The following is an 18,531-nucleotide window of genomic DNA, read 5'->3' as shown; positions in this document are numbered from 1 at the left end:
GGCGGGGCCTCCTGCCCCGCGCGGGAAATGCTGAATAAATCAGCAGTTCCCTTTCAGTGGTAGTGGGCCGGGACCAGCCTCAAGGGGTGCTCGGTCTCCTGGTATCCCTGGGGCTTATTGCGCTTGGGCAGCTCGATCGGCTTGCGCGGCAGCTCCTTGTACGGGATCTTGCTCAGCAGATGCCGGATGACATTGAGCCTCGCCCGGCGCTTGTCGTCGGAATGGGCCACGAACCAGGGGGCAACCTCGGTGTCGGTCGCCTCGAACATAGCATCGCGGGCGCGGGAGTAGTCGTACCAGCGTTGGTAGGATTCCAGGTCCATGGGCGAGAGCTTCCAGATCTTGCGCCCGTCGTTGATACGCGCCTCCAACCGCCGTTGCTGCTCCTCCTGGCTCACCTCCAGCCAGTATTTGATCAGCAGGATGCCGGAGTCGATCATCGCGTGCTCAACCATGGGAGTCATCTTCAGGAAGTGCTCGACCTCTTCCTCGGGACAGAAGCCCATGACACGCTCCACCCCGGCGCGGTTGTACCAGCTGCGGTCGAAGAGCACGATCTCGCCAGCGGCCGGGAAGTGAGGCACGTAGCGTTGGTAGTACATCTGGGTCTTTTCGCGCTCGGTTGGCGTCGGCAGCGCGACGACCTGGAACACGCGCGGGCTCACGCGCTCGGTGATGGCCTTGATGACGCCGCCCTTGCCCGCCCCGTCGCGCCCTTCGAACACGACGCAGACCTTGAGCCCCTTGTGGCGCACCCATTCCTGCAGCTTGACCAGTTCCACATGCAGCTTGGCGAGTTCGCGCTCGTAATCCTTGCGCGAGAGCTTTGCGGGCGCTGTCTGCGCTGTGTCCGGCGGCTCGGGCGCCGACCTGTCGTCTGGACTTTGCGCGGCGGCCTGCTGCGGCACTTTGGTCTCGTGCGTCGCCTTCTCCTGATGCTTGTTCCTGGTCTTTTCCTTCCGCTTTGCCTTCTTCTTATCGGACTTGGCTTGGGTCATATTCGCCTCCTCATCTGTTTTTGCCGATTCTCGAACCGCCCCTCCCTGTCGGCGAGGACCCAGGGGCGATGGAACTGGATGTCTTGCGCCCGTTGCCCAGAACAGCTCAGGGCGCATCCTGTCACATCTCGTGCTAAATCATCCTGCAATCCGGCGGTCTCAAATACGCATCCGACCAGCAAAACTGAGCCGAGGGCAAGAGTATGCGCCGCAACCGCGCTGCCGGTCTGCGGCCGGTCGACTCAGCTCAGGTCTCCTGCCACGCCTTGGCCAGGCGTTGCAGTCCGGGGACATCCACGCTGGAGCAGCGCTGCGCGATGTCCTGCCAGAGTGGCGCCTGCTCCGGACTTTGCTCGGCCATGCCCCGCGCCCACTGCTGGATGGCCGAGAGTTGTCCGAGGGCCAGCATGCGCTGGAAGGCCTCGACCTGGGCGTCGGAGACGGCCGCGGGGCGCGGCACTGGCGCCTTTGCGGAGTGCGCCCGCGGGCCCTTGTCAGACGGGGGCGGCTGCGCATAGTCCCACTCCAGCCCCAGAGTCGCCTGCAGCAGCTGCGCCAGACGTGCCTCCGAGAGCGGCTTCATGGCATAGGCGTCGAAGGCCATCGCCTCGGGTAAGGCCTCGGGCCGCTGCATCTGTGCCGCCGAGATCAGCACCACCGGCAGCCGGGCGGTGGCGGCGGACGCACGCACGCCGCGCAGGAAGCCCCAGGCATCGAGCCGTGGCATGTACTGATCGACCAGCGCGGCGTCCACGGGCGGCTCGGCGGCGCGGAGCTGCTCCAGGGCCTCGGCCCCGTCCTCGGCGAGGAGCACGGTAAAGCCCCAGGCCCGGCAACAATCGGCCAGATAGCCGCGGCTGGTGGGAAAGTCGTCGGCAATGAGCAGGGTCCGGCGCCGGCCGCGGTAGCCGAGGATGGGCCTGGGCGCATCGACTTGGGCGTTGTCCGCCACACTGATGGGCAGGCGCAGGGTCAGGCTGAAGCGGCTGCCGGAGTCCGCGCCTTGCGCGCTGAGCAGCGTGATGCGCCCGCCCATGGCGCGGGCCAGCTGTTGGGCAATGGCCAGCCCCAGACCCAGCCCGCCGATGCGGGTATGGCGATCGAGCCGGTTGAAGGGCTCGAAGATGATCCGTCGCTGCGCGCGCGGGATGCCGATCCCGGTGTCGGTGACGCACAGCCGCACCCGGCAGAGCGCCGGGTCCTCCGCCGGCCGCCGCGGCAGCGCCTGGACATGCAGCTCGATGCGACCGTTCTGGGTGAACTTGCAGGCATTCTCCAGCAGATTGCGCAGGATCTGCATCAATCGCCGCTCATCGGCCAGCACCCAGTCCAGCGCGCCGGTGTCGATCCGGGTGATCAGCCGGTTGTTGCCCTGGGCCGCGCGCGCGCGATAGACCTTCGCCAGGTGGTCGGCCAGGCGCGAGAGCGACAACGGCACGGGCTCGAGCACGATCGGCTTGGCCTCACCGCGGCTGAAGTCGAGGATGTCGTTGATCAGACGCAGCAATTGTTGGCCGCTCTGCTGGATCACGGCGAGCTGATCGCGTGCCTCCGGCGACGCCTTGCGATTCAGCAGTTCGGCATAGCCCAGGATGTCATGCAAGGGCGCGCGCAGCTCATGGCTGACTGTGGACAGAAAGGTCGATTTCGCCTGACTGCTTGCCTCGGCGCGGGCGATGGCCTCGCGCAGAGAGCGGGTCTGCTGCTCGACGGCGGCCGAGAGCCGCAGGTTTTCTTCCCGTTGCTGGTCGATGATGGCCTGCCGCGCGGCCTGCCGCGTCTGCTCCTCGAGCAGCTCCTTCAGCTTGCGGCGGGCCTCGTCCATGGCACGGCCCACCTGACCGATCTCGTCGCCTTGACGCCACTCGAAGGCCAGCGCCAGGTTGCCTCCAGAGAGCTTGCCGGTCTGTTGCTTCAAGCGCCGTAACGGCTGTATGACCTTGAACACCAGGGCCGGTACCACGATCGACAGCAGCACGAGCATCAGCAGGCCGAACAGCAGCGCCAGCTCTCGCACCCGCCCCGCGATTTGCGTCTGCAGCCAGCCGTCGCCCATCAACAGCCTTACCGTGCCGATCTCGGTGCTGCCGTTGAAGATCGGCGTCAATACCTCGTGCCGGGCGCCCTCACAGTGGGCATTGTGCAGCTCGACGAAGACCCGTCCGCTAAGCTTGTCCTGGATGCGAATCTCACAGATCCGCTCGTCGGACAGGTGCGACTGCAGCATCGCCTCGGCAATGTCGCGCTGCAGGTTCCAGAGCAGGCTGCTGCTGGAGCGCGCCAGCACCTGCCCCGTGCGATGGAGCTCCTCGTCGAACTGCTCATGCAGCGCGCGCAGCTCGGAACGAAAGATGAAGTAGCCCGTCGCCACCATCGGCAGCAGCAGCCCCAGGATCAGCAGTAGCACGATCAGCGGGGTGATGCGGCTGTCGGCGAACGCCCGATGGCCGCGCCGCCAGAGGCAGGCCAGTACCGTGCGCAGCGAGAAGGGTTTGGGATCACCGTCCATGATCTGGATTCTAAGGGCTCACGGCGAAAGATTTAGCCATCAATCGGCCCGAGGGCGGGCCGGCGGTCAGCGCAAGCCGCGGGATCCTGGGCCGGCCTCAATACTCCAGCTCGAATGCGGCGCCGGCGCGTGCGCCGCTGGCGCCCACATCGGTCTCCAGGCGCAGTTGCGGACTCACCTCCATGCGCAGTACGCCCTGTGCCTCACCGGTCCGCGCGCCCTGGCGTCCGCCAAGATAGACCCGCTCATTCAGGTATCGGCCACCCTCCAGGGCGACATCATCCGGCCGGCGCGCGTCGCTGTCGATATCGAAGCGCGCGAGGCCAAGACCGGCGCGGACGCGCTCCAGGAGTCCGGGCCCCTGGCCGCCGATACCGGCGAAGGCGCCCGCCGCGAGGCCGAGGCGGGTGAGCTGCAGCGCCGAGAGCCTGGACAGCGACTGGCCGAAGAGCAGCCGTGCGAGCACCTCGTCCTGCGGCATCTCCGGCTCCGCGCTGAGCAGGATGCTCGGCGCGCGCGCCGTGCCCTGCACGGCCAGGATGGCCGTGGCGCCGGCGGTGCTGACGCGCGCCTCCAGATCCAGCGTGGGATCCAGTGCCGAGGCACCGTCGAAGCCGATGCGCCCGCGCGTGAAGCGCAGCCGTTGGCCCGCCAGCGTATAGTCGCCACGCAGCAGGCCGAAGCCGCCGGCGATGGCGGGGCGGCCGAGGTCCCCGCCCACGCGCACCTCGCCACCGAGCTCGGCGTCGATACCGCGCCCGCGCAGGGTCACCGAGCCCGGGGCGCTGATGGCAAGGTCCAGTCTCAGCGCCGCGGGGCCGTCCGCGCCGGACGACCAGATGGCGCGACGCGCAGCCCGGCGCGGCTGCCGGCGCTCACCGATCTCCTGCACCTCCAGTGTCGCCACCGTGACCGGGAGCCGCTCGGGGATGCGCAGGTCGACGCGGCTGAAACGCAGCGCGCCGCCGAGCTCGGCCTGCCTGGCCAGCGCGCCCTGCAGACGGAGATCCGCATCGCCCCGCAGGCGGAGCCAGTCGAGCTCGATCGGACTCGCATCGCTGGCCGAGAGCCGCAGGTCCACCGGCCAATCCGGCGCACGCCAGCCCAGGCGCCCGCTGAGAGTCAGCGTACCGGGATCGGCGCGGGCGCTGAGGCGCTCGATCTCCAGGTGATCGCCGGCCAGGCGGATGGCACCGTCGATGTCGGTCAGCGCCAGCCCGAGCCGGCGGTCGCGCCAGGCCGCCTGACTGAGCCGCGCGACACCATCGAGACGGGGTGCATGCAGGCGGCCGCCGATGCCGAGATCCAATCCAAGCTGACCGTCCAGCTGCCGCCCACCGGCCGCGAGCAGGGGTGTGAGCAGCCCGAGATCGACCTGGCCACGCGCCCGCACGGCCAGGGGACCGAGCCCCGTGAACGGCGAGCCGCCGATCCTTCCGCTCAGATCCAGCTGGCTGCCCGCACCAGCGGACGCTCGTGCGTCGACGGCAGTGGCCTGCTCGCCGATGCGCAGCGCAAGCCGCAGGTCGCCCGCCGGCAGGCCGCGCGCCACGCCCTCGGTGGGTCTGAGCCCCAGGGCCTGCAGGTCGAGCGTCCCAAGCGGCGCCTTCGGCGTGCCCTGCAGTCGCAGCTCCAGGCCGATCAGGCCGTCGAGCGCGTGTGCCGGGACTGGCAGCCAGCGCAGCAAGACCGGAACCGGCAGCTCGCTGACATTGGCATCGAGGGCGAATGCCGGCGTCAGCCGGCCGCTCAGCCGGAGCTCACCGCTTGGCCCGAGCGGACCAGCCGGTGTCGGCGCCAGCAGCCCGAGCCGCAGGTCCTCGATGGCAAGGCCGGCGTCGAGAGCGACCAGCGCCGTGCCGCGCTGCCGCAGGCCATGAGCCAGCCCCTGATGCGTCAGGTCCAGCGACAGCCCGTGCAGCTGCAGCCGCCGGTCGAAGGGCGCCAGATCGCCGGCCGCGACAAGGCGCAGCTCGCTGTCCTCGGCGCGCTGCGGCAGGCGGACGCTGCCGTCGGTATCGAGCCTCAGCCGCTCGATCGGCCCCTGGGCGTGCAGCCGCAGGCGCGCCTGGAGACCAGAGGCTCCGAGGTCATCGAGCGCGAGTTCGGAGTCGAGCCGAAGTTCGCCCGAGGACAATGTCTGCCCGGAGGCATAGTGCAGCGTGCCGGCCAGCCGAGGGCCGGACCCATCATGCGTGCCAAAGGCAAGCTCGAGCTCGAGCTGCCCCATCCGCGACAAGGCCGCGCCACCGCGCATCGAAAGCACCGGCAGCCCCGGGCCCAGGGCCGTGAGGCGCAGTTGCTCGATGTCGAGCCGGTCCAGCTGCAGCGCCAGGGGCCATGCGCCGCCTTCGCCGCCACCGGCCGGTGGCAATCGCAGCAGGTCGACCGCGCCGGCGCTGAGCGAGTGGACGGCGAGGGTGGCATCGAGGAGCGCGCGCGGCGCAAGCTCCAGGACAGCGCGCTCGATCCTCAGCCAGGGCCCGTCGGCATCGGCGAGCCGTAGTTCCTCGACCCGCAGCGCGAAGGGTAGGGCACCGCTCAGGCCCTTGATCTGGACCCGCTCGCCACTGGCGGCGCCGATGGCGCGCGCGACCAGGCCCAGGCCGATCTCGCTGCTGAGCCCGGCCGCCAGGGCGACGATGACCGTCAGGGCCAGCAAGCGCCTGAGCACCCGTGTCGCCAACCGCGAGAGTCGCCGCCGATGCATCAGAAGGCCTGCCCGATGCCGATGTAGAGCTGCACCGGCGCGGTGTCCTCGGTCTGGGTCAGCGGCGTTGCGAGGTCCACCCGCACGGGACCGACCAGCGTGTGGTAACGGAGGCCGAGACCAACACCGATCGCGAGATCGTCAAGGCCCTGGAAACCGTCGGCGGAGACAGCGCCGACATCCGCGAAGCCCGCCAGCCCCCAGCGCGCGCCGAGGCGCTGGCGCAGCTCCAGGCTGCCCTCGAACAGCGCGTCGCCGCCGGCGGGCGAGCCGCTCGCGGTGCGCGGACCGACGGACTGGAAGGCGTAGCCGCGCACCGAGCCACCGCCACCGGCGTAGAAGCGCCAGTCCGGGGGCACCGCGGAGGCGTCCGCCCCGAGAATGCGGCCTAGTGCCAGGCGCGCCGCGAGCACCCGGCGGCCCAGCAGCGGCGGACCTGGCGCGTTGGAGGAGGACGCGACCTGACCGCGGGTGACCGGGTCAGAAACATTGGGCCCGGAGAGATCGAGATAGGCGGTGGCGAGCAGGCGCGCGCGCACGAACGCCTGATCGCCCCCCTGCAGCACGGCCGTCGGCGAAAGCTGTGCCTCCAGTCGCAGGCCGCGGCGCGGGTCGAGCCGGTCGTCGCGGCCATCCCAGCGCGCGCTCAGGGGCAGGGAGAGCAGCTGAAAGTCCTCACTGGGGCCGTCCTGCTGGACGGAGGCGCGTTCGAAGCCGATGCCGGCCCCAAGCAAGAGACGCGCCGAGCGGCGCTTCTCCAGCAGTGCCGACACCGTCACCGCATCGCGGTCGTAGGCGTCGAGTCGCTCGCTGACGGCGCCGAGCCTGAGCTCCAGGTCGAGATCGCGGCGCCAGACATCGGGCAGGCGCAGGGCCGCCGTGGCCGAATCGTTGATGTCACCGAGCTGCCCGGCGGAGATCTGGCTCAGCTCGGCGCCGAGGCTGAGCCGCTCGGCGCCGCCGAAGAGATTGCGGTGGATCCAGGTCAGCGCCAGGCTGCCGCCCTCATCGCTGGAATAGGCGGCAGCCAGCCGCAGTACCCGCGGCGCCCGTTCGGCCACCTCGAGCCTGAGGGGCACGCGCCCTTGGGCATCCGGCGCCGCGGCCGGGGTCAGCCGGGCCGAGGCCACGGCCTCGCTCGCCGTCAGCGCCCGGCGCGCGGCCTCCAGCCGGGTCGGACTGTAGCGCTCGCCGGGCCGCAGTCCGAGCCGGCGCCGCACGAAGCCCTCCCGCAGGCGCTGGAGCCCGATGATGTCGATCTCTCCCAGGGGTGCCCGCGGACCGGGCTCGACCTGGTAGACGACGACCATCGTCCGCGCGTGATGGTCGACGATCGCCTCAGGTGCCGGCACCCGGGCGAAGGGGAAGCCGTCCTCGCGCAGGGCCAGCAGGAGTGCCTCGCCGGCCGCAATGATCGGCGCCGCCTGGGCCGGCTCGCCAATGGTCAGCCCCGGCTCGATCCGGGTCGTCGTCGGCAGCCGCCCTGCCAGCGTGACCTGGCCGAGCCGGTAGATCGGCCCCGTATCGATGGTGATGGACACCTGGATCGGCCCGCCGGGGGCAGTTTCCAGGAGCATCGGCACCAGGCCGGGGTGGTCGAGGGTCAGCGCATCGATGCGGATCTGGATCACGGCATCGTAGTAGCCGAAACTGCGCAGCACCCGGTCGAGCCGGTCGCCGTCCTGCTCCGCGCGCGCGATCAGCGCAAAGGCCCCCACGGCGGCCTCGTCCCGCAAGGCCATGAGCATGGAGGCCTCCTGCAGGATCTGGTCCAGCCGCGCATCGCCGACGGGCTCGATGCGCACAAGGTAGGGCAAGCTATTCTGATGTTGCTTCTGCTGTCCTTGCTCGGCGGCAGCCAGGACCGGACTGGCCGGCAGCCAGGCCGCCATCAGGGCGCCGACACCGAGCGCCAGCCCCAGCGCGATGGGGGCTCGGCCCGTCACGGTAGCGCGACCATAAAGCGATCTCCGGGCCAGACGGTCGCGCGGGGGTTAGCACCGATAGCCGAGCTTCAGGCCTAGGGTCGTATCCGTGGTCTTGGTCTCGGTGGTCGGGTCGATGAAGCCTGCCACGAGCGGGACACGCAGACCGGTCCGGGAGGTCCGGAGGTTCTTGCTGTCGGTGGCCGCGACGAAGGCGACATTGCGGTGATAGAGCTCCAGGGCCTCGCCCCAGAGGTCTTGCTCGTAGTCCAGGAACAGGCCCGAGCCCCAGAAGTCCTGATCGAGGTTGCTGTAGTAGTCCTCGGTGAGATAGACGGGGCCGATCTCGGCCCTGAGCCGGCTGGCGCCGCCTTCGAGGAGGCGATAGCCGACCGCGGGGCCGGTGTGGTAGCGCAGCCGGATATCGGCGAAGCGGTCGTGCTCCAGGTCCAGCCAGGCGGCGCCGTACCAGCGCGTCCGCGGGAAGCTGCGGGTGTATTTGTTCTGCACCAGGGTCTCGTCAGCGAGCAGCACCTCGGCCGGCTCGTCGAGCCGAACCTCGCGGACCTGGGACCAGTCGATCACGAGCACGCCCGCATAGGCTGTCTGCAGTCTGAGCTGGGTGCCGGCCTGGCGCAGGACGCTGCCGCTGAGCCGATCGCCGTTATGCAGCAGCACCTGGTCGGCGAGTGCCGGTCGGCAGAGGCCGAGCGAAGTGAGCAGAAGAGACGCACCGAATGCGCCAAGCAGGTTGCGAGAGGCTTTGGAATCCATCAATTCTCCGATGATTGGGCTTCTGACCGGGTGGCGCGCCGGCTCGCCTCGTCGATCCAGCTCAGCACGCGCCGCTCCTGATAGTCGTAGAAGGGGTTGTGGCGCAGTCGCAAGAGCCATTGGGCCGGGATCTTGAGCACCCCGCGCTCGCCGCGGAACGCCGCCTGCCCCAGAAAGACCTCATGGCTGTCCTTAGGCGGGTAGCGGCCGTAGAGGGGGTCGTCCGGCGGAAACGGAAGGTCCACATGCGACAGCGAGATGGTGTCCTCTGGCCATTGCGCATCCAGTGCCTCGGTCTCGGTCGGCGCGGGGCTGAACGGCGGCTTGCGCCGGGCGACCACCGCCCGCGTGTCGGCGGCGGCATTGGTGATCAGGGTCAGCGCGAAGGGCAGGCGGTCGTCACCGAGCAGGCGCTGATTCAACTGAGCCGTGTCGGCCACGAGCAGGGGCGATACGACACCGAGCCGGTTGAGGTCGTAGAGGAACAGCTCATGCCCTTCCGCGGCCAGCAGGCCGAGCAGATTGTCCACGGCGGCATCCGGCGAGACCGTGGCGTCCACCTCGGTGAGCAGGACCAGGGTGGACGGGAAGCCCCGGATCGGGCCCTGGCGGGCCAGTCGCTGCAACCGTGCCGTCGCCGAGCGTGTCATGCGATGCACCTGCAGGCTCGCATTGGCCGAGAAGGCGTTGTAGTTGAAGGGATCGAACTCGGGCAAAAGGGTGGTCCAGGCTACCTGTTCGAGGCCGGGCAGCCTGGACAGGCGCACCAGCCAGGGCGTGACGGCAGCGGCCGGGGTGATGCCGATCGCCGGCGAGACCAGCACCAGGCCCGCCGGCACCGGAACCCGCGCATCCTCCTGGCCCTCGGCATCCCGCGCCGCCATGGCCTCCAGCGCATAGTCCACCGCCAGCGCCGCACCCGTGGAGTAGCCAACGATGTGCAGCGGTTGCCCGGCACGCTGTTCCGCGAGATGCGCCATGCCCAGGCGCGTGGCAGCGGCCATGTCCTCCCAGGTCACCGAAAGCAGGCCCGCCGGCGCCGTGCCATGCCCCGGCATGCGCAGGCCGAGCACCTGGTAACCCTGCTCCGCCATCGCCAGCCCGAGGGCGCGCAGGCTGTAGGGACCATCGGACATGCCGTGCAACAGCAGGACGCCGCCGCGGGGCTGCGGAGGAATCAGCTCGAAGGTGCGGTTCCAGTTCGGCTCGCGCGCCCGGGGGTCTGACCCGCTGCCGGTACTGAAGCGGTTCAGGGCCTGATCCGGACCGGTCGGCGTGTGCGCATAGACCTTCTCGTCCAGTTCCCTGAAGACCCGCTCCTCCAGTGCCAGGTACTGCCCCAGGTCGTTGATGGTATCCGCTCGATCGGTGCTGAATTCCTGCTCGAGCTCGACGTCATGCCAGAGCTGCGTCTGTGGTCCGCTGCGCACCCAGAGTATGTAGAGGACGATCACGCCGATGAGGAATCCGAGCAGCGCGATGCCGCCCCAGGCCCCGAGGCGTTTCAAGATGCGTAGCGTGCGGCGCATAGGGGGCGTCCTGATCGTGCTTGAGTCGAGAGGAAGATTGATGCGGCGTCGCCGCAAAGGCGAGCGCCGGCAGCAACGAGCAGAGGCTGCGGGCAGCCGGCAGACGCCAGCCTAGCAGACCGGGGCGGGTCATGGACCGACCAAGTGACACACGCGCCGAGGCCGTCGCCCGCTTGCTAGGAATTTTGCCCGACAAGCTTACTTGGGTCTCGAGCGATTCTGTAGCCTCCCTCGAGTTCCCGGGGCTTCGGGACTGGCCTGGCGCACGCACCGGACTGTCATCACCGGCAATCCGGCATGCCCTCGCGCGGGATGTGCCCGCAGCAGCCCCGTCGGGTGATTTCACCAAGCGTCTCACTGTTTACGGAGTTTCACTGTGCCAACCACCACCCGTTCCTGCCTGCGCAACGCCACCGCATTGCTGCTTCTGACCATCGCCGGCTCCGCCGCCGCACTGGACGCATCGGATCTCGCCTTCGACACCACGGAAGACCTGTACGCGGTCTGCTCCGCCGATGCGGCCTCGCCGGCGCAGCTCGCCTGTACCGGCTTCATCGAGGCCACAGTGCAGTATCACGACGGCGTGTCCGATCGCAAGAATCTCCAACGCCTGATCTGCTACCCGAAGGGCACGAGCATCGAGGACGGGCGCAAGGCCTTCCTGCGCTGGTCGCTGACGCACAAAGATGACGCCACGCTCATGGCCGAACAGCCGGTTGTCGGGCTGGTGAGGGCACTGGCGTCTGCCTATCCGTGCCGCTGATCGCTCCATCCCATGCCGGGCCAGGCCCAGCGATGACTCCGCGCTCTCGTACTCTGAGGATACGCTCATGACTCGTAATGCCCTTTCGATCCCGCTCACACTCATCGCACTGCTGGCGCTGGCCGGTTGCGGTGAGACCACGACGAGCCGTGCCGGCAGCGGCGCCCTGATGGGTGCCGCCGGCGGCGCCGCCATCGGCTCCCTCAGCGGCAATGCCGGCCGCGGCGCTGCCATCGGCGCCGGCGCCGGTGCCGTCGGCGGATTCCTGTTCGACCAGCATCGCCGCGGCAACATCGACTGACGCAGGCCGCAGCCGAGCCGATTCCGGCTCGGCTCGTTCGGCTTGTCGGGCCGCCCGCAAAGGGGTACTGTGCCCGCCATGCCGCAGCCCGAACACTGTCCTCGGCCATTACCCAGGGGGTATATCCGGGCATTCCTCCTGTCGGCGCTGATCGTGCCCCTGGGCGCCTGTCAAACCGTCCCGCCGCCAGCGGCACGTGCGACCTCGGCCGAGCGCATCGAACGGTCCCTGAACGTGCTGGGCTCAGCGCAGAGCACCGAAGCCGAGACCCAGCGCGCCCTTGCCAGATACCAGCGTAATCTCAGGCGCGTGTTGCCGGCCGCCGCGGCGGGCGAGGCGGAGCCAGGAATCGAATGGGCGGCGACCAACGCGCCCGATTGGCGCGAGCCCCAGGACCTGGCCTCGATTCGCCTGGTCAAATACCAGCCAGAAACGGCTTCCGGCCTGCAACGATCCGGGCTCGGCGTGCCTGCCGTCGGCCATATCGTGCCGGGCGGTGCGAATGCGCCGATCGGAGGGTTCCATGTACCCATGACGGCCCTTGCCCTGCCGGGCAACCAGCAGGGACAGCCGGAGCTGGCGCTGGCCAACCCCCTGCGCGTGGAATCGATCGATCTCGGCGAGCGCGCCTATCCGGTCGCCATGGACCTGTCGGCCCCCTTCGATGCCACGCGGTCCATGGGTCCGAGCCCCTTCGACGGCCTGCGTTATCTGCTGCGGGCGGACCGCTTCGCGGGCCAGTCGCGGCTGAGCTTTCTGCAGCCCTTCGAGCCGGACAAGCGTCCCCTGGTGCTCGTGCACGGACTCATGACGACTCCGCGGATGTGGGACGGACTGGTGCGCGAGCTGATGGCGGACGCGGTCATCCGCGATCACTACCAGATCTGGTTCTTCTTCTATCCGACCGCCCAGCCGGTGCCCCTGTCGGCACTGCAATTGCGAGAGGCCCTGGACGCAGCGTCACGCGCGCATGCCCTGGATCAGCCCATCGTCCTGGTCGGATACAGCATGGGCGGGGTGCTGTCGCGGGCGCAGGTCACCGGACTCGACCCGAGCGACGCCGAGCGGGTGCTCCCCGGTGTCTCGCAGCTGCCGAGTCACAGCCCCGTCGCCCGGGCGCTGATCTTCGAGCCGCGCTCCGATGTCAGCCGCGTGGTCTTCATGTTTACGCCCCACCGGGGCAGCCATCTGGCGACCTTCAGTCTCGCGGTCTGGTTCTCGCGCCTGATCCGCCTGCCCAACTGGATCCGCATGGAGCTGAGTGCGGCGATGGACAGCCTGGCAGGGCCGGCCGGCTACGGCCGCTTTCCGACCAGCATCCAGGGGCTCTCGCCCGAGTCGCCGTTCCTGCAGGCCCTCGACCAGGCAGCGCTGAGCGTGCCCGCGCACTCGGTGATCGGCAATCGGGGCCGCCGCGGCGAGCTCTCGCGCAGCTCCGACGGCGTCGTTCCCTACTTCAGCGCGCATCTGCCGGCGGCCGAGTCCGAGCGCGTCGTGCCCACCGACCATGGCGGCATCAGCCATCCGGACGCCGTCGACGAGCTCAAGCGGATCCTGCGCCTGGAACTGGAGCCCCCCCCGGAGCCCCCAGGAGCCCCGGGCAAAGGCTGATTTAACCGGCGTTCTCCGTGCCCCGCTGAAGTGAGCGCTGAAGGAGAGAAACTCAGCAGTCCGAAACTATCCCGGCCGTGGGTGCCGACCCTGGAACGGCCTTGGGTCAGAATGCGCGTCTGCGAAAACCATGCGGTGCTGACCCCGAGGGCGCCTGGTGGAGCCTGAGGGCGCCTTATGGAGCCTTAGTGGAGAAAGTGCCGTTGCGAGGAGCCCCCGCATGTCGAATCCGAAGCCACGCCTGCGCGATCAACCCAGGCCAGATCAGTCCGGGCCAGATCAACCCAGCTGGCGCAACAGCCTGGCCGACTGGTCCTGGCAGCGACGCCAGCCGCAGCGCCGCGACAGCGAAAACTACTATCGCGCCTCGCTCGCTGAACCCCCGTCCTGGCCCCCGCTGACCGAGGACATCCGCTGCGAGGCCGTCGTCATTGGCGCCGGACTGCTGGGGGCCTCGGCGGCGCTGCACCTGGCGGAGTCCGGCGTCGATACTGTGCTCATCGAGCAGGACAGCGTCGGCGCCAGCGCCTCCGGACGCAACGGCGGCCAGCTCACGCCAGGCCTGGCGCGCTGGGAGGCCGAGACGATGCTGCAGCACTTCTCGCCGGACGAGGCCAGGCGGCTCTGGCGCTTCACCGCGCACGAAAGCATGGACCTGATCAAGGCCCTCGCCGAGCGCCTGGCGCTGGAGCTCGACCTCAAGCCCGGTCATCTCACCGCGGCGATCCACCCCGGGCACCTGACAGCCCTGCAGCACGGCATCGAGGCCCGGGCGCGGCTCGGTGACACCAGCGCCGAGCTGCTGTCGCGCGAGGCGCTCCAGGCGCATGTCGTCAGCGCTGCCTACCATGGCGCTGTGCTCGACTCGATCGGTGGTCATCTGCACCCCCTGGCGCTGAATCTGGGGCTCGTCCATGGGCTGGTCAGCAGCGGCGGGCGAGTCTTCGAGCAGACCCGGGCGACGGCCATCAGACGCCGGGCCGATGGGGTCGAGGTCATCACCGACGGCGGTGTCATCCAGGCCAGGAGGCTGGTCATTGCGGCCCATGTCTCCACCCATGGTCTGCTCGCACGGGAGGCGCGCGCGACCATCCCCTTTTACAGCTATGTCGCCGTGACCGCGCCGATCGAAGGCGGCAGCGCCGCGCTGATGCCGACTGACATGGCCTTGTACGACACCTCGCTGCAGATCGACTACTACCGCCGCGTGCGCGAGGAGCGCCTGCTGTTCGGCGGCGCCGGAAGCGGATCGCGCTGGTCGATCGAGAAGGCCAGGCGCTACTTCGAGCAGCGCCTGCATTATCTGTTTCCGCAGCAAGCGGCCTTTCAGATCGACTATGTCTGGAGCGGCGCCGCCGATCTGACCGCCCGTGGGGCGACCGCCGCCCACTGTATCGACGACAGCATCTACAGTGTCTTCGGCTGGAGTGGTCACGGCGTGGCGCAAACCGTGCGAATCGGCAAGGCCATCAGCGATGCGATCCAGGGCCGCAACGACGATTTCGAGATGCTGTGCCGGATTCCGCAGTTGCCGTTGCCCTTCGGCCGCCATCTGGCGCCCATTGCCGTTCCGATCGGCAGCGCCCTGCTGGCGCTGCGCGCGCGTCTGCAGCCGAGCAAGCTGATCTCGTTTTAACCTGGAACGAGAGACCAGCCGCCAGCCGCCAGCCGCCAGCCGCCAGCGCCGCCCGGTCAAGCGCCTGGCCGAGTTTTTCATGGATCTGGCGATCATCCGTTGGGTAAAAGGCAACCGGCCGAAAATCGGCTGTGAAACAAGGCTTTCAGCTGGCGGCTGGCGGCTCCATTAAGATTCAGGAACGCGCAGGCGCCGTCTGACCGGTCGCCAGCTTTTCAGATGCAGGTCGGCAACCCCGACACTCGCCCACAGCGGTCGCCCCTTTATTCGGCGTGACCGGGCCTGCGAATCAGCGTTCAATCAAGCGGAGGTAAATGCATGGCAAAGTCCGCGACCCAGCGCACGATTGCCGGCGTGACACTCGATCGCGTCTTCATTCTGTCCCTGTTGTTCGTGGCTGCGTTCGGCGCCTGGGGGCTGATCGACCCCGAGGGCATGAGCGGGGCCTCGCTCGGTTTCACCACGTTCATGCTGACCGGGGTCGGCTGGTACTGGCTGCTGATCTGCACCGGCTTTCTGATCCTGGCCGGGTACATGGCCTTCGGGCCCTATGGCCACATCAAGCTCGGCGCCGATGATGAGGAACCGGAGTTCTCCACCACCTCCTGGATTGCCATGCTGTTCGCCGGCGGCATGGGCGCCGGGCTCATCTTCTGGGGCGTGGCCGAGCCCCTGTACCATTTTCGCGCCCCCCCCGGCATGGCCGGCGAGACGGCGGAGGCCGCCCGACGGGCCTTTGCCCTGACCAACCTGCACTGGGGGCTGCATGCCTGGGCCACCTATGGCATCTGTGCCCTGGTGATCGCCTACTTCACCTTCCGCAAGGGGGCGCGGCCGATGATCTCGACCCCCATCGAATGGCTGTTTCCCGGCAACACGGGTCGCCGCATCGGCGGCGTGGCGAACGTGCTCGGCGTGGTTGCCGTGGTGTTCGGCCTGGCCGGCTCGCTGACCATGGGCACGCTGCAGATCCGCGCCGGGCTGGGCGAGTTGGTGGGCACGCCGATCAACCTCGGCATGTCGCTGCTGATCATGGGGATCATGTACGCCACCTACATGACCTCCGCCGCCGTCGGCGTCGATCGCGGCATCAAGCTGCTGTCCAACATCAACATGATCGTCGCCATCCTGCTGCTGTTGTTCATCACCCTGTTCGGACCCACCGCGTTCATCTTCGAGACCTTCATCGATGCCATCGGCACCTACCTGACACAGCTCCCGGCGCTGGCCTTCCGCCTGCTGCCGTTCGAGGGCGAGCAGGACTGGACCGCCAGCTGGACCCTGACCTACCTGATCTGGTGGCTCGCCTGGGGCCCCTTTGTCGGCATCTTCATCGCCCGCATCAGCCGCGGCCGCACCATCCGTGAGTTCTGCGCCGGGGTCATCCTGGCGCCGACGCTGTTCTCCATCTTCTGGTTCGCGGCCCTCGGCGGTGCCGGCATCTACATCGAGCTGGTCGGCGCCGGCGGCATCGCCGAGCTGGTGTTCCAGGACGTGACCCGGGCGCTGTTCGTCTTCCTGGATTATTTTCCGCTGGGGCAGGTGCTTGGTTTCGTCGCCCTGTTCCTGATCTTCATCTTCCTCGTCACCTCCGCCGACTCCGGCGGCTTCGTGCTGTCGATGATGACCAGCAGCGGCAGCCTGAACCCGGCCCTGGCCTACAAGCTGATCTGGGGCACACTGGTGGCCGTGCTCACGGTGGCGACGCTGTTCAGCGGCTCGGTGGACGTGGCCAAGGCCATGGCCGTGACCGGCGCCGTGCCGTTCTCTGTGGTGCTGCTGCTGCAGGTGGTCGGTTTCCTGCGCGAGATCCGCGGTGAGCGATGCACGGCAACGGCGCACCGGGCCGAGCCGGAATCCAGCGATGGGGGGCATGCGGCATGAATCCGACCCTGTTTTCGCGACTGGCGGCCACCCTGCTGATCCTCGGATTGTTGCTGTCATCCGGCTGCGGGCGCGATCGCGCGCCGCTGATCGTCGGCGGCAAGCAGTCGCCGGAGAACCAGATCGTGGCGGAAATGGTCGCGGCGCTGGCGGAGGAGGCCGGCATCCCGGTTCTGCGTCGCATCGGGCTCGGCACGACCCGGCAGACGCTGGAGGCAATGAAGCGCGGTGAGATCGACATCTACCCGGAATACACCGGGACGGGCCTGACCATGCTCGGGCAGGCGCAGCTGCGTGATCCGGACGCCGCGCTGGCGCGCGTGCGCGAGCGCTTCGCCCCGCTGGGGCTCGGCTGGAGCGAGCCGCTGGGCTTCGACAACGACTATGGCCTGGCCATGCTGAACGACCGGGCACGTCTGCTCGGCATCAAGACCATCTCCAATCTCGCCCGCCGTGCTCCCCAGCTCAGCCTGGGCGTCGACGACGAGTTTCAGCAGCGCCCCATCGACGGCCTGCAACCGCTGCTGCGCCGGTATGGCATGCGCTTTGGCTCGGTCCTGGAGGTGCCCCTGCGGGAGCGCTCGGGGCTGTACGACATGCTCATCGAGCGACGCATCGATGTCAGCCTGATCACGCGCGCCGATCCGCAGATCGAGGAGTTCGATCTCCGCGTCCTGCAGGACGATCTGGCATTCTTCCCGAACGAGCAGGCCGCGCTGCTGTACCGCGAGCAGGCACTGGCGCGTTTCCCGGCCCTGGCCACGGTGCTCGGGCAGCTTGCCGGCCGCATCTCCGATGAGCGCATCCGCACGTTGCAGCGCCGGGTGGTCCTGCGCGGAGAAGACCCTGGCGTGGTGGCCCGCGCGGAGCTGATGCGGCTCGGCCTGATCGAAGGGTTCGCGGCCCAGGCCCCGCGGCAGGCGCTGAATGTGGCCATCTCTCCCTCGGCGAACGCCGACGGTGAGGCGGCGGCGGTACTGCGGGCATTACGCCGCTCCTTCCCGGCCCGTGACGTGCGGCTGGTGCCGGCGCCGGACCCGCTTGGCGAGGTCCAGGCCGGCAATGCGCGTGTCGCCCTGGTCAGTGCCCCGGCCTTCTTCTCCCCAGGCTCGATCGATCCCCTCACCGGCCAGCCGCCGCTGCGCTCGGGCGTCGAGGCCGTGGCTCTGGTGGGCAACAGCTACCTGCACCTGTTCGCGCTAAGACCCGATGTGGGCGACCTGCAAGAGGCCCGTCGCATCGTCACCAGCGCCGAGGGGTCGAGCGGCTATCGCGCGGCCGAATCCATGATCGATGCCTACGGGCTCGACGCGGAACTGGTGCCAGTGGAAGGCGCGGATGCCCAGGCCCTGGCCGATGCCATGCTGGCCAGCGCGGCGGACATCGCACTGCTGATGCAGCCCATCGGCAACTGGACGGTGCTAGAGCTGTTCGAACGAGGGCTGACGCTGCTGTCGGTTGGCGACTGGAGCAGCGGCAGCAACCGGATCGTTTTCCCCTACCTGCAGGGTGCGCGCCTGAGCACGACGGATTATCCGCAGCTCCGCCAGCCGGTGGAGACGCTGGTCACCCAGCTCGTGCTCGCCGGCCCGGCGCCGTTGCCGGACTCGGCCATCGGCAACCATGGTCCGGGGGCCAACTTCATCCCGACCGCCCTGCCGCTCACGAACCAGTCAGTGGATGCGATCAACGCCGCCCTCAACACCCGTGGCCAGATCAACCCGATCCTGCCGCAGGCTGCCGCCCTGGCGCCCGAGCTGCCCAGCCCGCCGGCCCGCATCAACCCCTCGCCCGCCGTCTCGGTACTGACGCTGTTCGTCGTCGCGCTGCTCGGCTGGCTGGTCTGGTTGCTGTATCGGAGAGCGCCCGTCTGAACGCGCTCATGCGCGGG

The 18,531-nt window shown here is 68.9% G+C and carries 12 protein-coding genes; 6 read left to right on the top strand and 6 right to left on the bottom strand.

Going from position 1 to position 18,531, the window contains the following annotated elements:
* Positions 1-53: 53 nt before the first annotated feature.
* The 6 genes from ppk2 to F2Q65_RS04745 form a co-directional block, all read right to left on the bottom strand.
* Positions 54-998: a polyphosphate kinase 2 gene (gene ppk2, locus F2Q65_RS04770; protein ID WP_150090953.1), complete on the bottom strand. Its 945-nt coding sequence runs from the start codon at positions 996-998 to the stop codon at positions 54-56.
* Positions 999-1,245: 247 nt separating this feature from the next.
* Positions 1,246-3,507, bottom strand: a complete 2,262-nt coding sequence (locus tag F2Q65_RS04765) for an ATP-binding response regulator (protein WP_150090951.1) — start codon at positions 3,505-3,507, stop codon at positions 1,246-1,248.
* 97 nt (positions 3,508-3,604) lie between these two features.
* The gene (locus F2Q65_RS04760) at positions 3,605-6,217 is read right to left on the bottom strand and encodes a translocation/assembly module TamB domain-containing protein (protein WP_150090949.1); all 2,613 of its coding nucleotides are present in this window, start codon (positions 6,215-6,217) and stop codon (positions 3,605-3,607) included.
* Positions 6,217-8,163, bottom strand: a complete 1,947-nt coding sequence (locus F2Q65_RS04755; RefSeq protein WP_246155973.1) for an autotransporter assembly complex protein TamA — start codon at positions 8,161-8,163, stop codon at positions 6,217-6,219. Before F2Q65_RS04755 ends, F2Q65_RS04760 begins: the two co-directional genes overlap by 1 nt.
* Positions 8,164-8,211: 48 nt before the next feature.
* A complete protein-coding gene (locus tag F2Q65_RS04750; protein WP_170265526.1) occupies positions 8,212-8,916 on the bottom strand; it encodes a DUF481 domain-containing protein in 705 nt (234 codons plus the stop codon).
* Positions 8,916-10,445, bottom strand: a complete 1,530-nt coding sequence (locus tag F2Q65_RS04745) for an alpha/beta hydrolase (protein ID WP_150090945.1) — start codon at positions 10,443-10,445, stop codon at positions 8,916-8,918. Before F2Q65_RS04745 ends, F2Q65_RS04750 begins: the two co-directional genes overlap by 1 nt.
* A 376-nt stretch (positions 10,446-10,821) precedes the next feature.
* On the opposite strand from F2Q65_RS04745, the gene F2Q65_RS04740 reads away from it, so the two are divergent.
* The 6 genes from F2Q65_RS04740 to F2Q65_RS04715 all read left to right on the top strand — a co-directional run bounded on the left by F2Q65_RS04740 (position 10,822) and on the right by F2Q65_RS04715 (position 18,514).
* Positions 10,822-11,208: a Rap1a/Tai family immunity protein gene (locus tag F2Q65_RS04740; RefSeq protein WP_170265524.1), complete on the top strand. Its 387-nt coding sequence runs from the start codon at positions 10,822-10,824 to the stop codon at positions 11,206-11,208.
* A 67-nt stretch (positions 11,209-11,275) separates the two neighbouring features.
* Positions 11,276-11,509: a glycine zipper family protein gene (locus F2Q65_RS04735; protein ID WP_150090943.1), complete on the top strand. Its 234-nt coding sequence runs from the start codon at positions 11,276-11,278 to the stop codon at positions 11,507-11,509.
* A gap of 78 nt (positions 11,510-11,587) precedes the next feature.
* Entirely contained in the window at positions 11,588-13,120 is a 1,533-nt protein-coding gene (locus F2Q65_RS04730; protein ID WP_150090941.1) for an esterase/lipase family protein, read from the top strand.
* Between the two features lie 220 nt (positions 13,121-13,340).
* Positions 13,341-14,756, top strand: coding sequence for an NAD(P)/FAD-dependent oxidoreductase (locus F2Q65_RS04725; protein WP_150090939.1), 1,416 nt, complete (start codon positions 13,341-13,343; stop codon positions 14,754-14,756).
* A 318-nt stretch (positions 14,757-15,074) separates the two neighbouring features.
* Positions 15,075-16,640, top strand: a complete 1,566-nt coding sequence (locus tag F2Q65_RS04720; RefSeq protein WP_150090937.1) for a BCCT family transporter — start codon at positions 15,075-15,077, stop codon at positions 16,638-16,640.
* Positions 16,637-18,514, top strand: a complete 1,878-nt coding sequence (locus F2Q65_RS04715; protein ID WP_170265523.1) for a glycine betaine ABC transporter substrate-binding protein — start codon at positions 16,637-16,639, stop codon at positions 18,512-18,514. Before F2Q65_RS04720 ends, F2Q65_RS04715 begins: the two co-directional genes overlap by 4 nt.
* The last annotated feature ends 17 nt before the right edge of the window (positions 18,515-18,531 follow it).

Origin of the sequence: Thiohalocapsa marina (assembly GCF_008632335.1) — a bacterium.
Classification (GTDB): Bacteria; Pseudomonadota; Gammaproteobacteria; order Chromatiales; family Chromatiaceae; genus Thiohalocapsa; species Thiohalocapsa marina.
Note: the sequence above shows the minus strand (reverse complement) of the source record. Positions and strands in the feature narration are given on the sequence as shown.

Bases quoted from the DNA above. Each gene is read 5' to 3' on its own strand.
- ppk2 (WP_150090953.1), bottom strand. From the start codon at position 998: ATGACCCAAGCCAAGTCCGATAAGAAGAAGGCAAAGCGGAAGGAAAAG.
- F2Q65_RS04765 (WP_150090951.1), bottom strand. From the start codon at position 3,507: ATGGACGGTGATCCCAAACCCTTCTCGCTGCGCACGGTACTGGCCTGC.
- F2Q65_RS04760 (WP_150090949.1), bottom strand. From the start codon at position 6,217: ATGCATCGGCGGCGACTCTCGCGGTTGGCGACACGGGTGCTCAGGCGC.
- F2Q65_RS04750 (WP_170265526.1), bottom strand. From the start codon at position 8,916: ATGGATTCCAAAGCCTCTCGCAACCTGCTTGGCGCATTCGGTGCGTCT.
- F2Q65_RS04745 (WP_150090945.1), bottom strand. From the start codon at position 10,445: ATGCGCCGCACGCTACGCATCTTGAAACGCCTCGGGGCCTGGGGCGGC.
- F2Q65_RS04735 (WP_150090943.1), top strand. From the start codon at position 11,276: ATGACTCGTAATGCCCTTTCGATCCCGCTCACACTCATCGCACTGCTG.
- F2Q65_RS04730 (WP_150090941.1), top strand. From the start codon at position 11,588: ATGCCGCAGCCCGAACACTGTCCTCGGCCATTACCCAGGGGGTATATC.
- F2Q65_RS04725 (WP_150090939.1), top strand. From the start codon at position 13,341: ATGTCGAATCCGAAGCCACGCCTGCGCGATCAACCCAGGCCAGATCAG.
- F2Q65_RS04720 (WP_150090937.1), top strand. From the start codon at position 15,075: ATGGCAAAGTCCGCGACCCAGCGCACGATTGCCGGCGTGACACTCGAT.
- F2Q65_RS04715 (WP_170265523.1), top strand. From the start codon at position 16,637: ATGAATCCGACCCTGTTTTCGCGACTGGCGGCCACCCTGCTGATCCTC.